The sequence below is a fragment of the Akkermansia sp. N21169 genome (genome assembly GCF_029854675.1).
In the GTDB taxonomy this organism is placed as follows: Bacteria; Verrucomicrobiota; Verrucomicrobiia; order Verrucomicrobiales; family Akkermansiaceae; genus Akkermansia.
Genome location: NZ_JARWNC010000040.1, coordinates 161,591 through 175,429, shown reverse-complemented (window position 1 = coordinate 175,429; position 13,839 = coordinate 161,591). Strand labels below are relative to the sequence as shown.

Below are 13,839 nucleotides of genomic sequence, written 5' to 3'. Positions count from 1 at the left end.
TTTCAGAATTTTGTTGCTACATGATTACCCGTTTAATCCATCGCTCCGTTTAATGTCCGACCGACCGAAACAATTTGGCAACGGTTTTCATGGCCATACGCCATACGGCAGGCTTGCACCGGAGGGCAAGATCCGCCAGGTCACATCCCTTTCGGAGGATTTCCTCCATTGCTTCCAATCGTTTCTCGGCAAAAGAATCCTTAGCCTCACGAGCCATGGACAAACATTCGGCAACCGATTTCAAAACGCCGTCCGCTTCACGTTTCTTGCGCTCCTCCACAATCAGACGGGCCATTTCCCAAACATCCGATACACAGGAATAATACGCCTTACGATCCCCGATCCGGCTTTCTTTGAGAACGAGTCCCCATCCTTCCAACTCCTTTAATGCTTGCGACACATTGGAACGCGCCATACTCAGAGCCAGCGAAATATCCTCGGCAGTCATCTCCTCCGGAGATAGATATAGCAACGCATGTACAGCCGCCGCAGAACGGTTGATTCCCCAGCGGGATCCCATATCTCCCCACTTTTCAATAAAACGGATTTGGACCTGGCTCAATTCCATGGATATAATTTCTGAAATTTCTGAAATTTAAGCAACAAAAAAAATGATTTTTCTTGATGAACCAATTTGGAAGAGCCGAATACAGGGAATCGAGTTATTCGCCGGTCTGGGCATCCATCATTTGCCGCCGGTTACGCAATTCGTTTCCCCGTTCCAGTTCCCTGGCATATTTGCTTGTCCCGGGAGCCAGGGAAGCAGCTTGGCGGAAGTAATTGTCAGCCTTGCTCTCATTTCCGGATTTGCGGGCAATCACACCGAGCAGAAAATATCCTTCGGGATCATTCGTCTGGCTGACATACTGGAGAGCGATGGACTCGCCTTGAGACCAATTGCCGGCCTTGCACGCATTGGCGACCTGTTCCAACAGAGGTTTCTCACTGGACGTATCGATATTGACGCTATAGGAGCCCATGTGGGGGATCAAATCGTCCGTAATCTCCCGAGCCAGGGAAGATGCCGGGAAATTCTCCTTGCCATAGAAGTAGTCCGAATAGGTTTTCACCCCCAGGACACTGCCATCCCGCCATACGGCACGGCAGGTCAGGTGGACATTGTAACGATCCGAAGAAGAGCTGTGATGTTTTTTGTCCTTCTTATTGTCGCGGTGGTCATCGGAATCGTAAGTTCTGTCCCGGTACACATCCAGATCGAGATGCAACACGGAGTCGGCCCATGCCGGAGAATTGGCAACCGTATAGAACCCGCTGTTGATCAAACGCTTCTCCACTTGGCTCACTAATTCCGGGGAATACCGTGAAAAGGACGACGTCACACATACCTTGGATCCATGCCCCATGTTGATCTTGGCCGGAACAGGCTGATCCAAATATAAATCAGTCCCACAAGAAACGAGCAGGAAAACAGACAAAACAACAGACAAAATCGAAGAGAAACATTTCATAAGGATAGTCTCGGATACCGTGTGATTACTATACAATACACAGGAAGGCAATAACAATCAAATCTCCTCCTCCCCCATCCGCTCCATGCTGTTGCCCTCCCTCTCTTCATCATTGGCCGAAATGCGGAGAGGTTCCCAGCACCCACAAATCCAAAAACATCAGGATCCGGGCGGCGCGTTCGCGCAGCCACATGCGCAATTGCGTTTTGCGCGTGCTCGTGTCCGGTGCATTGCAAGCCCAGGCATTGATGCCATGGTGAGCGGCAATCGCCAGAGCCCGGGCGTTGTGGTAGGGCTGGGAGACGATCACGATACGCTCCGCGTGGAACACGTCGCGAGCACGCACGATCGAATCGAGCGTGCGCAGTCCGGCATAGTCGCACACAATTTTATCCTCCGGGACACCCTGTTCAACGAGCGCCTTCTTCATCTCCCGCGGCTCATTGTAGTACCGGAAACGGTTATCTCCGGAAACAATCAAGGAAGACACCTTGCCGGATTTCCACAGCTCGGCTGCCATTTTGATTCTGTTGACAAAGGAGGTGTTCACATGCTTGCCGACCATCGGCGAGCAACCGAGCACCAAGCCCACGGAATTGCTCGGAAGTCCCGATGGAGAATCCACCATGCGGTCATGCGACTGGACAAATACATAGCTCTCGGACACAAGCATCAGGAGCAACACCAAAGCCACGGAAACACCGCCCCCCCATCTCAGCCAGCGGCTTCGCCACAGAACAGAAAGCACACGTTTCCAGAAGGGAGGGGAAACACTCTTCTCCCGTGGCTGGGTCTGTTCCGTACATCCCTGCATGATTCCGGTTCGGGAAAAAGCCGGGCGGCTTTACTTGATTGCCTTCGCCCGTTTCTGGACAAACTTCTCCATCTCCTCCATCTGGGCTTCCAGGCAGGATACCAGTTTCAACTGGGTGCGGCAGCGGATCAGATTGTGATCCGGCTTGGATGTCTTGAAATATACGTCGCCTTCCAAATAGTCAGTTAGGAAGCGGATTCCGATTTCCAACGTAATCAGCTTCCCGGAAAACGCCAGAAAGTCGATCTCCTCCTGAGTCAGGAAACCGCTGGCCGCATCCAGATAACCTTCAATGATCGATTGGAACATGGAAATGCGGAAACGGACTTTGGAGAGATCCTCCTCGTCCTCGGCAGCCGGAGTCGTTACCGTCCGAACCATATCCCCGACATCGTAAAGCACCAGCCCCGGCATCACCGTATCCAAATCGATCACGCAAACGGCTTGGTCGGTTTCCTCATCCAGCATGACGTTGTTAATCTTGGTATCATTATGCGTAATGCGGACAGGCAGGCGGCCTGCCTTCTGCAGGTCGAGCAAAACATCGACATCCTTCTCCCTCTGCCGGATAAAATCCAATTCCTCCCGGCACGACTCCAGACGGGCGACGGGATCCAGTCTCGCCACTTCCATCAGGCGGTCAAAACGCTTGCGCGTATCATGGAATCCGGGAATCGTCTCGACTAGGTCGGAAGGATTCATGTCGCTGATCAAATCCTGAAAAGACCCGAAAGCATAGCCGGCCTGATAGGCCTGGCGCGTATTCTCCGCAATGTCGTACGTGTGGGTTCCTTCGATGTAGTTGTAGCAGCGCCAGATCCCGTCGCCGGGCAATTCGATATAGTTGCGGCCCCCGCGGGCAGGATACAAATTCAGCGTCTGTCCGGCGGAATCCGTACGGCGGCGCAGCACCTTCCAGTTGATATGGCGCGTCACCTTCTCCACATTGCGCATGACGGCACGGGGATCCTTGAAGACATTGCTATTGATCTTCTGGAGGATGTACCTGTCCTCCGTCCCGTCGCTTTTACGATACGTCGCACAATACGTCGTATTAATGTGCCCGCTCTGGATCTCCTTGCCATCCACAAATTCGCCCTCGATGGCAAACATATCTCCAATCTCGGCAATCCGGGCCAGAACCCGGTCGGCTACCTTCGTTTGATTCGTCGGAACAGATTCCATCTTGACCTCTAAAGTTTATAGTTCGAAACACCCCTTAACGGGCAAATTGATAGGCAACCAGGTCGTTCAACTTACTCTTGAGCAAGTCGAGCCCCGTCTGCTCCATCGCGGAAATAGGAACAATATCAAGTTTCGGGAAACGCATGCGGAAACGTTCCAGGTTTTCCTCCGCACCTTCCAAGTCCATTTTGTTGGCCACAATCATCCAAGGCTGTTTGGCGAGTTCCTCGTCGTACAGCTTGATCTCGGTCCGGAGCTGCTCCAGGTCGACGATCGGGTCGCGGCCTTCGCTGCCCGCCATATCAATCACAAACAGGAGCACCTTGCAGCGCGTAATATGGCGCAGGAACTCGTGGCCGAGACCGCGGTTCTGGTGCGCCCCCTCGATCAAGCCCGGAATGTCGGCCACAATGCAACGGCGGTGGTTGTCGAACTCCACCACGCCGACGATAGGCTGGAGCGTCGTGAAAGGATAATTGGCCACCTTCGGTTTCGCGGACGAAATATCACCCAGCAGCGTACTCTTGCCAGCATTGGGAAATCCCACAAGTCCGGCATCGGCAATTCGCCTCAGTTCAAAATAAAACACCCCTTCCTCGCCAGGAGTTCCGGCTTCGGCCTCCTTGGGTGCCTGATTGGTAGGAGAACGAAAATGCCAATTTCCCCGTCCTCCCTTGCCGCCCTGGCACAAGACAAACTTATCCCCGACTTCCGTCAGGTCGGCAACGAGTTCCATCTCCAAAGCGTCTTCATCGGAACGGTCCAGATAAGTAGCCTCCGCCATAGAGGAAGCATTCGTCCTGTACACGCGCGTACCGGGAGGCACCTTGCCAATCACGGATTTCCCATTCTTGCCGTGTTTTTTAAAATCCTTGCCGCCAACGCCTTCCGTAGCAATCAACTTGGGATCGTAGAAAAATTTCCGCAGGTCATTCGTATGCGGATCCACCTCCAGGATCACACTGCCTCCGTCTCCGCCATCTCCTCCGTCCGGCCCGCCCTTGGGGTTGAATTTACCCCGGTAGAAGCTGGCGGAACCGTTTCCTCCCTTGCCCGCTTTGGCAAAGATGCGAATGTGATCAACAAACATGAACATATTTTACCGGATTTACGGCAAATAGCAAGTTCCACCCCGGAAGCTTTGTGTCCTAACCAATTCTTTAAGATTGATTTTACCGGCAATTAAGCCATTATTCATACCACTTACGCCATGCCGACATTAGAAATCACCGCCCCCGGCTTGTCCCTACCGCCCGTACACCTGTCCATGGACAAGGATTATTCCGCCACCATCGGACGGTCGGAAGCGGCCGACATCTGCCTGCCCATCGGCTCCGTTTCTTCCATGCACTGCACGATTGTCCGCGTACCGGGAGGCTACGAAGTCAGAGACATGGGGTCTACGAATGGCGTCATCTACCGGGGACAGCTCCTCACCCAGGCCCCCCTTTCCCCCGGAGGAGAAGTCCTGCTCGGCGAAGCCTCCGTCCAACTACTTGCCTCCGATGAGGAAAAAGCCATCCTCGAGGCGGAAAAAGCCGCTTCCGGCCGGCAAACTCCCGCACAACAACCCGCAGCACCCGCCGCAGACGACGACTTTGTCGACTTATCCGACCTGAATCTGGAAGACGACCAGCCCTCCGACACCGTCGTTCCCGAACGCGAAACCCTGATCTCGTCCGCTCCCCAGCCGGAAACCGTCCACGGCATTGCCCTGCCTTCCACAGACCCCGCCCATCCCGAATACGGACAGCTTCACTACGGAGCCACTCCGGACGAAGACGAACAGGCAGCCCCGCTGCCCCGCCGCTACGCGCCGCCCGCACCGAAAAGCAACTACCCGGCCATGATCCTCTACGCCCTCATCATGTTCGTCCTGGGAATCGGTACCGGCGTCACTTACAAATACTATTCCAACACCGGGGAACTCCTTCCCATGGTCATGATGGACATTCACTCCCCCAAGGAGACTCTTTCCCAGCACAAACAGCAGGCCCAGGCTGAACTCGACCGCGTCAAAGCCATCCGCGATACCGATGCCCAGGCATCATCCCCGGAAGCTGACGAATAAATCTACCTGTACCGCATTCGATCTGGTTAAGACAGAAACGGTCCCTTTCCTCTCCGGCTCTTCCAAACTATCTTCGTCCGGGCGTTTCATTTGCCGTGTGTATATGAAATGACTTTTCCATCGGCTTTATTGATGACGATCTCGGCCACACCGCCGACGCCATCCCCATGAAACGTTCCTACAATACGGAAACTCTCCCCGAGATCCGTGACATTCCACGGACGTTGGTTCAAAACATTTTCGCCGTAAACAGATTCCAGAATTACTTCTGCAAGTTTTACAGCCGTTTTCTCCCGCAGGTTTAAATTCCTCACAACAGGCTTTCGTTCCGTGGTCGCAGCACGATTCCCATGTTCTTCCGCACCCTCGCTGCGAGAAACCACTCCCCCCAAACACACAGCAGCCAAACAACACGAAAATATTTCCCATTGATCCATGATAGAACGCCTTATCTTTGATGTTCTGTCCAAGGAAGTTGAGGTTATTTCTCATAAACAACCGTCCTTCTACCTGAATAGAATAATATTATATCAAAACCATTTCCGAAGAAAGTCAAATTTCCGGTTACAGATCATACTCCATCACTGGAACATGATTGTTTTCCGCCTTCCTCCGCAGCGACACATCATCGACAAATCGACGAATATAAAGACAGGAAAGGGCTAACGGCATCATCTTGTACCCACCTCCGAATATTACTAAACACAAGATGTTTTCATACTCCCGGCATCATAACCATTCGATTCTCGGCATTAGAATTTGACGGTCTTGTTATGGGAAGAGTATTTATTTCGACTGTTACTGCCTGTATGGTATTTTCTTACACTTCACTATTCAGCATAAAATCAATACAACAATTTTCATGGAGCAAGATATACCCATGTTTATAAATTTTAAGATTGCTTAAATAAAATTTCAAATAGATATTCGGTTGCGAATTTTTATTTCCACCCGTCTATTAAAAATAGTTCTTCTCCCCATTTCTTCACCTTTATGAAACAAAATATCCAAATCATAGAGAACAAAAACTTTAGCCTCCCAAAATAAAACACCATCAACATATCGGACAATACATTTTCTATAATCTTGTGGATCAATTCTAATATTATCTATGGAAATCGATGATATATTTCCTATTTTTTCATCCCCACTTAGAATTCTATTATTTTCCGAATTCGATTCGACATGATCAGATATACGTATTTTTATAAAAAATGGATTAGATAAATAATTTTCAGGCCCTACATAATTCACACATTTACCTGATTCTCCATTTATTGATAATTGGTACGACAGAAAAGAGTCGAAATTTATATATCCTTTAGACATGTCGGACAAATTACAATCATCACAAGAATAATATATGTTGAAATTTGTAATATTTATTTTTCCGTCGCACGTTTCAAATTTATTTACAATCAACTTTTTGAGAAATCTCTTATCTTCTTCCGACGGCAAAGAGCATATTTCAGCATTGGGGTATATTTTATTATCTCCAAGAACAAAACAAAGCACGATGGCATATATAAAATACAAACCAATAAATATTTTCATATCGGTTAATTTGTTTTTCTTTTATATTTCAATATTATTTTCTTCATTCCTGGCATATGGTAGTCAGATATATATAAATTGTCTTTTCCATAATCAACGTATTTTGCAACAATATCATAAACCAAACAATAATCTTCAGTATAATAAATACCTCCATTATCGTCACATACTGTTTTTAGATGTCCATCTACAGGAAATATTTTAGAATCAAAAACACTTGATTTGAAAATAAATTTATCTTTGATATATCCTTTTGATGTCGGTAAAGTAGAATTGACCGAAAAGAAATATTCCGACGGTCCATGAACAAAAAATACAGGAGGAGAAAACTCTTTCTTTGCTTCATCAAAGTACGAATAAATTGCAATATTAAACTCTCCGGCAAAAACATCTCCATCATAATAAGATACAATTTTGCAACTATCTGATATAGCCGGATAAATATCTGTTTTATGATTACTACTTGGCAACAAAACAAATAAAACTAAAATTATCAGAAACAACAATGATACAATTACTTTTTTCATCTCCATCTATTTTTATAGTTACTTCAAAAATAACATCATCATACTCCGGATCATTGCTTGGCGATATTTATAATATCTACCCAACAGAAAATGAACAGTATTTCCACTAGGATTACCTCCCCGACAGGAAAATCCGATCTCATAGAAGCCATTCTCAATCAAAGAGGCTTTTCCCGCCATGAAAGGTTTCAACATAAAACAACTCACAGCCATAGCGAATTGAACGATCCCCAGTATTATGGCGCCCACAAAACACCACATCATGACCAAGCGGTAATTCATAGCATCTGTCATCATATCCAAAAATAAAAAAATGCAACATTTTTTATGATTATTCCAATTTTGGACATTAGGATGAAACGTTCATTCTTTCTCCCGGATCGAATCACCCAGAATTGATTGATCGCGTGTCTACCGGCACAAAAAATTCTCCAGCTCGCGTCGCTAAACGAACACGAGCTGGAGAATGAAAAAAAAGCGAAAAATGGTCAGAGGATTGGGGCCTTAGAGGCCGCCGTGTTCTTTCTCGCGGACTTGCTTGGCTTTCTTGCCTCCGCGGATTTTACCTTCGTTTTTCTTGTCGTAGGTCCAGACAAACTGGTCTTCGTAGGACTTGCCGTCCTTGGAAACGCGGGCCATGATTTCGTTGTCGCCTTCGCGGAGTATAATGTCGTCGAAGATGAAATGAACATCCGTCGTTCCCTGACGCGGAGAGGCCATTTTCTTGCCGTTGACGAAGAGTTCCGGCTCCCCGACATTGGAATAGACGGTAACGGGCGTCTTCTGGTGCGTGCGTTCCACCGCACGCCGCTGGGTGATGTAAAGGACGGGTTCCTTGCTCCAATTGGCTTTGTACCAGTAGAAGGGATCCTTCTTGATCGTACGGTCGAAGGTCACTAGTCCCTTCATGTTGCGCGCAGGGACACCACCCTGCATCTGCACGGGCGTGGCAAAGTCGAAGGTGTTCCAGATATAGGAAGCCAGGAGGCAAGGGTGTTTGGCAATCACTCCCCACTGAATCTCATGGAACTTGGTCGCAAATTCCTCCGGGTAGAACTGTCCGAAGAATTCGCCGAAATCTCCCGTGTCTTCATCATGCTGGTCCACATTGGCTTCCGCACCGTATTCCGCAAGCATGGCTTTGTAGCCGGGGAATTTTTTGGCAAGACCGTCCGCCCAGGCTTCAATGCCGTTGATACGGCCTTCGTACCAGCCGAAATAACGGTTCATGCCCTGGATGTCGGCATTGAGATTGACCGCGTGATCCATCTTGCCGAAACCATTCACCGAAACGGTGTAGCGGTCCGGATCCTCCGTCTTGGCAAGGTCGTTGAGCTCCATCGTCGTGGAACGTACATAATTGGCCGGGTTGTACACTTCGTTATGAAGCCCCCAGACATAGATGGACGGGTGGTTGTAGTTCTGGCGGATCAGCTCCGTGAGCTGCTGCCTGGCATTGTCGCGTTCCTGAGTAGTCGTCGTATTGACGAACGGGATCTCCGCCCAGATGATGAAACCCATCTTGTCGCACTGGGAGTAGATGCGTTCCGCCTGCTGGTAGTGGGCGAAACGGATCGTCGTAGCTCCGATCTCCTTGATGACTTCGAGATCGGCATCATGGTTTTCGTCCTTCAGGGCACTGCCGAGGCCAAACCAGTCCTGGTGACGGCACACGCCGTACATCGGCACTTTTTTACCGTTGAGGTACATGCCGTCGCCGGCTTTTAATTCGAAGTGGCGGAGTCCGAGGGGCTGGGTCTGTTCATCGACCACTTTGTCGCCATCGACGAGCTGAGTAACCACCTCGTAAATATAGGGATCGTCCTGTCCCTGCCAGAGATGCGGTTTTTCGATTTTGAACTCTTGTTCGAAGATCTGGCGGCCCTGGGGCAGCACTTCAACCGGACTTTCCTTGCTAGCCTTCACCGTCTTGCCGTCCGCTTCGTAAATCGTCGTACGGAGCGTGATTTTTTTGGCTTCCGGGTACTTGTTTTCAAGCTTCACCTTAGCGGTAACGTCGGCGGATTCCGGGGTAACGTTGCGCTGGCGCAGGTAAACTCCGGGAGAGGCGTAATCGAGCACGGAAATGTTGAGCTTGTCCGTCACGATCAATTCCACAGGACGATACATGCCTCCATACACACCAAAGAGAGTGTGGTTGACAGGAATAACGTCGGGGCGGGCCTTGTTGTCGGCCTTAACGAGAATCTCGTTGTCCTGCCCCGGCTTGATCAGGTCGGTAATTTCGACGGCAAAGGCGGAATAGGCTCCTTTGTGATTACCGGCAAATTGCTTGTTGACAAAAACGTCCGCCACGGAACCGATGCCCTGGAAGCGGAGAAAGACGCGCTTGCCGTCCAGGTCGGTACCGGGGTTGAAGTTCTTCTTATAATAGGCGTTGCCTTGGTAGAACTTGTTTTTTACGGTCTGCATGTCCTGGGCATTCCAGGTATGCGGGATCTCGACGGCCTCCCAGCCATCGGCCAATTCCTTGGCATCCGGCTTGAGAGATTCCGGAAACGGGCCTTTTTTGAAGGCCCATCCGTCGTTGAAAGAAGACACCTCGCGCGCCAGGGCGCAAGCGGAAAGCAGGACTACTGCCGAGAGCAGTTTATAGAACGTGGTTCTGATGTGCATGGTCGTATGGGGGGATAGCGAGAGGCAGGATCGGCGGGCAAATACCGACTGCCACTCGCAATAAGGCCACGGGCACGTCAGGGAGACACGCTCCCGGGACCGGTTCAGGGAGAGAAGAAGCCTTTTTATGCAACGGGAGTACCCGTCGTAGCAGTCAGTTCCTTGAAGCGGGCCAGCAACCGGGCCGTCACAGGACCGATTTTGCCGGAGCCGATCACATAACCGTCCATCTTCGTCACCGGCACGCATTCGGCGGCAGTACCCGTCAGGAAGCATTCGTCCGCGCAGGTAACGGTGTAACGGTTCATCGTACGTTCCTCGGCGGGAATGCCGAGTTCGTTGCAGATTTCAAGAACGACACGGCGGGTAATACCGTCCAGCGCACCGTCGGTCACGGGCGGAGTAAAGACAGTGCCGTTTTTCACGATGAAAATGTTGTCGCCCGTGCATTCGGCGACATTGCCGGCTTCATTGAGCATGAGGGCCTCGGCAACACCCATCCGCACGGCTTCCATCTTGGCCAGGATGTTATTGAGGTAGTTGAGCGACTTCACTTGCGGACAGACCATGTCCGGACGGTTGCGGCGCACGGAACTGGTGATGAGAGCCAATCCGTTTTCATACACGGAGGGATCGTACAAGGCGATCTTGTCGGCAATAATGTACACCGACGCATTCTTGCAGTTGAAAGGACTCAACCCGAGATTGCCGACGCCGCGTGTCACCACCAGGCGGATATAGCCGTCCGACAGACCGGAAGCCGCTACGGTTTCGCAGGTAGCGCGGATGATTTCGTCAAAGGCATAGGGTATATCCAGAAGAAGATACCGGGCCGAATCAAACAAGCGGACGATATGATCCTCCAGACGGAAGACCCGGCCATTGTAAAAACGGATGCCTTCGAAAATGCCGTCGCCGTAAAGAGTGCCATGATCGAACACGGAGAGCTTCGCTTCCGTTTCGTCAACCAGTTTGCCGTCTAGCCAAATTTTCATAATGCAGGAAATAACAAAATTAATGCCGGAGTATTTTAATCGACACTTCGAGAAATAAAAGGAATAAGTTCGATTCCTTATTATTTCCTGACATTTCAGCGGTTCCGGAGGAGAAAAAATGACCATTCACCGGATATTCCGCCGAATGCGGGGTTGAGTTTTCCCTCCGGTTGTGTATATAGCGAGACATGTTCGTTCCCCAATGTGTCGGCTTGATCGCACCCGCCGACAAACCGGGTGTCCCGGAAGCCATCAAAGCCGCCCGCAAGGCTTTCCAAAGCCGCAGTATCCGCGTCATTTCCATCCGGAGTCGCAAATCCTTCGAAGAAGATGCCGCCGGAACGGACCTGATCATTACATTCGGGGGAGACGGCACCATGCTGTCCGCCGCCTCCAAGGCGGCCATGCTCGGCATCCCGATGGCCGGAGTCAATCTGGGGCGCCTCGGATTCCTGACGACAATTTCCGTTCACGAAATCGATGCACTGGTCCAATCCCTGGCCGACGGGACGTGTTCCGTGGAAGCACGCACCATGCTGGAAACCTACCCCGTCGGAGAAAATGGAGAGCCCCGCAGCCAGCGCAAACTGGCTCTCAACGAAATCACTCTCACCAGAAATCAGACCGGGAAAATGGTCGATCTGGACGCCGAAGTCGACGGCCGCCTTCTGAACCGCTATCACGCCGACGGCATCCTCGTAGCCACGCCGACAGGCTCTTCCGCCTACTCGCTTTCCGCAGGAGGTCCGCTCATCTGGCCGGAATCCTCCGTTTTCTGCGTAACTCCGATCTGTCCGCACAGCCTGACTAACCGTTCTGTCGTCCTTCCCGACCAGGCAACCATCCGCCTTCGGCCCAGGGCACGCCGGGGAAGAGCGGATTCCATGCAGTATTCCGCCGACGGGCGCGACACCCAAAGCATCGATGTCGGAGAACACCTCGTCATTCGCAAAGCGGAGGAAAAACTCCTCCTCGTCCACATGCCGGGTTACAACTTCGGCCAGCTTCTCCGCGCCAAACTACGCTGGCAGGGAGCAGAACTCCCCTGGGACCAGGCATGACGCTCCGGAGAAATTCAGGCAATATTCCCAATCGAAAACGAAGGGATACTCGATCCCTCCGCAATCTAAAATTTTATGCCTCAAGGGGTCCCGGAAACGGAAAAATTTGAAAAAAACGAATGCGGGCTTGACGAAAACCCCTGAGCCGTAGTAGGGTTTGCGCCCCGCCATATTGTTTGGCGGCATCAAAAACCACGCAACTGCGTAATACACAGAACCATGAAGACCCACGTGAAAAAAGGCGACGAAGTAGAAATCATCGCCGGACGCGACCACAAGGGCAAGCGCGGCACCGTTCTCTCGGTGAACGCAGCCAAGGGAACTGTCATCGTAGAAGGCGCCCGCAAAGCCAAAAAAGCTGTGCGCCCGACCGAACAGAACCCCGAAGGCGGCATTCAAGAGATCGACGCCCCAATTCATATCTCCAATGTGAAGAAGGTTGGCTAGGCAATGCCTACCCTGCGCTTAAGCCGTTAACAAAACGATCATTAGAGCTGACCCGCTAAAACAATGAGTACACCAACGTTACAGACATACTACCGCGAAAAAGTTGCTCCGGCACTTCAAGCGAAGCACGCCTACGCAAACGTCCACCAGATCCCCAAGTTGGAAAAGATCGTGGTGACTTCCTGCATGGGCAAACAACCCGACCGCAAGCAAGCAGTCGAGGATGCCGTCAATGAAATTGCCAAAATCACCGGCCAAAAGCCGGCCATGACCTACGCCCGCAAGAGCGTCGCCAACTTCAAAGTGCGCGAAGGGGAAGTCCTCGGCGCCCGCGTCACACTGCGCGGAACCCGCATGTGGGAATTTCTGGACCGCTTCATCAATATCACCTCGCCGAACATTCGCGACTTCCGCGGCCTTTCCGCCAAGTCCTTCGACGGTCGCGGCAACTATGCCGTCGGTATCTCCGACCAGTCCATTTTCCCTGAAATCGAACTGGATCAGATCAAGCGCCAGATCGGCTTCGACATCATTTTTGTGACGTCCGCCAATACGGACGAAGAAGGTCGTGATCTCCTCCGCGAACTGGGCGTGCCCTTCCGCGAACAGAAGAAGGCCTGAGAAACATAACGCGAACGCTTAACTTTTTTCATCAAATGGCCGTTATTACTGACCCCATCTCGGATTTCCTCACCCGCCTCAAGAATGCGAGCAACGCCCGCAAAGAGGAATTCTCCGCTCCCTTCTCGAAGATCAAGGCTGAAATCGCCCGCATCCTCAAGGAAGAAGGCTACATCTGGAACTACGAAATCGTAGGTGAAGGCATCCAGAAAGAAATCAAGGTGAAGACGAAGTTCACGGAACAGGGCAAACCTGTTCTTACGGACGTCAAGCGCTGCTCCAAGCCCGGACGCCGCCAATACATCGCCTCTTCTGAAGTTCCCCGCGTCCTCAGCGGACTCGGTATCGCCATCGTCTCCACCTCTCACGGAATGATGACCGGTGCGCAGGCTCGCAAGCAGAACTACGGCGGTGAACTCATCGCCCTCGTTTGGTAAACCCTGAAACTTTACACGAAC

General features: G+C 51.1%; 15 protein-coding genes. 5 read left to right on the top strand and 10 right to left on the bottom strand.

Annotated elements, in window-relative coordinates; translation table 11 throughout:
• Positions 1–49 precede the first annotated feature (49 nt).
• The 5 genes from QET40_RS09920 to obgE form a co-directional block, all read right to left on the bottom strand.
• Entirely contained in the window at positions 50–568 is a 519-nt protein-coding gene (locus tag QET40_RS09920) for a MarR family transcriptional regulator (protein WP_280127009.1), read from the bottom strand.
• Positions 569–662: 94 nt separating this feature from the next.
• Entirely contained in the window at positions 663–1,469 is an 807-nt protein-coding gene (locus QET40_RS09915; RefSeq protein ID WP_280127008.1) for a hypothetical protein, read from the bottom strand.
• A 109-nt stretch (positions 1,470–1,578) separates the two neighbouring features.
• Positions 1,579–2,283, bottom strand: coding sequence for an ElyC/SanA/YdcF family protein (locus QET40_RS09910; RefSeq protein WP_280127007.1), 705 nt, complete (start codon positions 2,281–2,283; stop codon positions 1,579–1,581).
• A 30-nt stretch (positions 2,284–2,313) separates the two neighbouring features.
• Positions 2,314–3,468: an aminoglycoside phosphotransferase family protein gene (locus tag QET40_RS09905; protein ID WP_280127006.1), complete on the bottom strand. Its 1,155-nt coding sequence runs from the start codon at positions 3,466–3,468 to the stop codon at positions 2,314–2,316.
• Between the two features lie 34 nt (positions 3,469–3,502).
• Positions 3,503–4,558, bottom strand: a complete 1,056-nt coding sequence (gene obgE / locus QET40_RS09900) for a GTPase ObgE (protein ID WP_280127005.1) — start codon at positions 4,556–4,558, stop codon at positions 3,503–3,505.
• Positions 4,559–4,678: 120 nt separating this feature from the next.
• On the opposite strand from obgE, the gene QET40_RS09895 reads away from it, so the two are divergent.
• A complete protein-coding gene (locus QET40_RS09895; protein WP_280127004.1) occupies positions 4,679–5,539 on the top strand; it encodes an FHA domain-containing protein in 861 nt (286 codons plus the stop codon).
• Positions 5,540–5,625: 86 nt separating this feature from the next.
• On the opposite strand, the gene QET40_RS09890 is transcribed toward QET40_RS09895, so the two are convergent.
• The 5 genes from QET40_RS09890 to ilvE all read right to left on the bottom strand — a co-directional run bounded on the left by QET40_RS09890 (position 5,626) and on the right by ilvE (position 11,252).
• Positions 5,626–5,976, bottom strand: coding sequence for an NTF2 fold immunity protein (locus QET40_RS09890; protein ID WP_280127003.1), 351 nt, complete (start codon positions 5,974–5,976; stop codon positions 5,626–5,628).
• Between the two features lie 478 nt (positions 5,977–6,454).
• Positions 6,455–7,093, bottom strand: a complete 639-nt coding sequence (locus QET40_RS09885; RefSeq protein ID WP_280127002.1) for a hypothetical protein — start codon at positions 7,091–7,093, stop codon at positions 6,455–6,457.
• A gap of 5 nt (positions 7,094–7,098) precedes the next feature.
• The gene (locus QET40_RS09880) at positions 7,099–7,620 is read right to left on the bottom strand and encodes a hypothetical protein (RefSeq protein WP_280127001.1); all 522 of its coding nucleotides are present in this window, start codon (positions 7,618–7,620) and stop codon (positions 7,099–7,101) included.
• A gap of 504 nt (positions 7,621–8,124) precedes the next feature.
• Positions 8,125–10,257, bottom strand: coding sequence for a glycoside hydrolase family 2 TIM barrel-domain containing protein (locus QET40_RS09875; protein WP_280127000.1), 2,133 nt, complete (start codon positions 10,255–10,257; stop codon positions 8,125–8,127).
• 125 nt (positions 10,258–10,382) lie between these two features.
• Positions 10,383–11,252, bottom strand: a complete 870-nt coding sequence (ilvE, locus tag QET40_RS09870; RefSeq protein WP_280126999.1) for a branched-chain-amino-acid transaminase — start codon at positions 11,250–11,252, stop codon at positions 10,383–10,385.
• A gap of 188 nt (positions 11,253–11,440) precedes the next feature.
• Here ilvE and QET40_RS09865 point away from each other — a divergent pair, with 188 nt between their 5' ends.
• The 4 genes from QET40_RS09865 (at position 11,441) to rpsH (ending at position 13,818) form a co-directional block, all read left to right on the top strand.
• Positions 11,441–12,313 (top strand): NAD(+)/NADH kinase, encoded by an 873-nt coding sequence (locus tag QET40_RS09865; RefSeq protein WP_280126998.1) that lies wholly within the window; start codon positions 11,441–11,443, stop codon positions 12,311–12,313.
• Positions 12,314–12,532: 219 nt separating this feature from the next.
• Positions 12,533–12,760: a 50S ribosomal protein L24 gene (gene rplX / locus QET40_RS09860; RefSeq protein WP_280126997.1), complete on the top strand. Its 228-nt coding sequence runs from the start codon at positions 12,533–12,535 to the stop codon at positions 12,758–12,760.
• Between the two features lie 63 nt (positions 12,761–12,823).
• Positions 12,824–13,381 (top strand): 50S ribosomal protein L5, encoded by a 558-nt coding sequence (gene rplE / locus QET40_RS09855; RefSeq protein ID WP_280126996.1) that lies wholly within the window; start codon positions 12,824–12,826, stop codon positions 13,379–13,381.
• Between the two features lie 35 nt (positions 13,382–13,416).
• Complete coding sequence (gene rpsH, locus QET40_RS09850; RefSeq protein WP_280126995.1) at positions 13,417–13,818, top strand: 30S ribosomal protein S8; 402 nt, start codon at positions 13,417–13,419, stop codon at positions 13,816–13,818.
• The last annotated feature ends 21 nt before the right edge of the window (positions 13,819–13,839 follow it).

Coding starts and splice junctions, on each gene's coding strand:
- QET40_RS09920 (WP_280127009.1), bottom strand. CDS start 568: ATGGAATTGAGCCAGGTCCAAATCCGTTTTATTGAAAAGTGGGGAGAT.
- QET40_RS09915 (WP_280127008.1), bottom strand. CDS start 1,469: ATGAAATGTTTCTCTTCGATTTTGTCTGTTGTTTTGTCTGTTTTCCTG.
- QET40_RS09910 (WP_280127007.1), bottom strand. CDS start 2,283: ATGCAGGGATGTACGGAACAGACCCAGCCACGGGAGAAGAGTGTTTCC.
- QET40_RS09905 (WP_280127006.1), bottom strand. CDS start 3,468: ATGGAATCTGTTCCGACGAATCAAACGAAGGTAGCCGACCGGGTTCTG.
- obgE (WP_280127005.1), bottom strand. CDS start 4,558: ATGTTTGTTGATCACATTCGCATCTTTGCCAAAGCGGGCAAGGGAGGA.
- QET40_RS09895 (WP_280127004.1), top strand. CDS start 4,679: ATGCCGACATTAGAAATCACCGCCCCCGGCTTGTCCCTACCGCCCGTA.
- QET40_RS09890 (WP_280127003.1), bottom strand. CDS start 5,976: ATGGATCAATGGGAAATATTTTCGTGTTGTTTGGCTGCTGTGTGTTTG.
- QET40_RS09885 (WP_280127002.1), bottom strand. CDS start 7,093: ATGAAAATATTTATTGGTTTGTATTTTATATATGCCATCGTGCTTTGT.
- QET40_RS09880 (WP_280127001.1), bottom strand. CDS start 7,620: ATGAAAAAAGTAATTGTATCATTGTTGTTTCTGATAATTTTAGTTTTA.
- QET40_RS09875 (WP_280127000.1), bottom strand. CDS start 10,257: ATGCACATCAGAACCACGTTCTATAAACTGCTCTCGGCAGTAGTCCTG.
- ilvE (WP_280126999.1), bottom strand. CDS start 11,252: ATGAAAATTTGGCTAGACGGCAAACTGGTTGACGAAACGGAAGCGAAG.
- QET40_RS09865 (WP_280126998.1), top strand. CDS start 11,441: ATGTTCGTTCCCCAATGTGTCGGCTTGATCGCACCCGCCGACAAACCG.
- rplX (WP_280126997.1), top strand. CDS start 12,533: ATGAAGACCCACGTGAAAAAAGGCGACGAAGTAGAAATCATCGCCGGA.
- rplE (WP_280126996.1), top strand. CDS start 12,824: ATGAGTACACCAACGTTACAGACATACTACCGCGAAAAAGTTGCTCCG.
- rpsH (WP_280126995.1), top strand. CDS start 13,417: ATGGCCGTTATTACTGACCCCATCTCGGATTTCCTCACCCGCCTCAAG.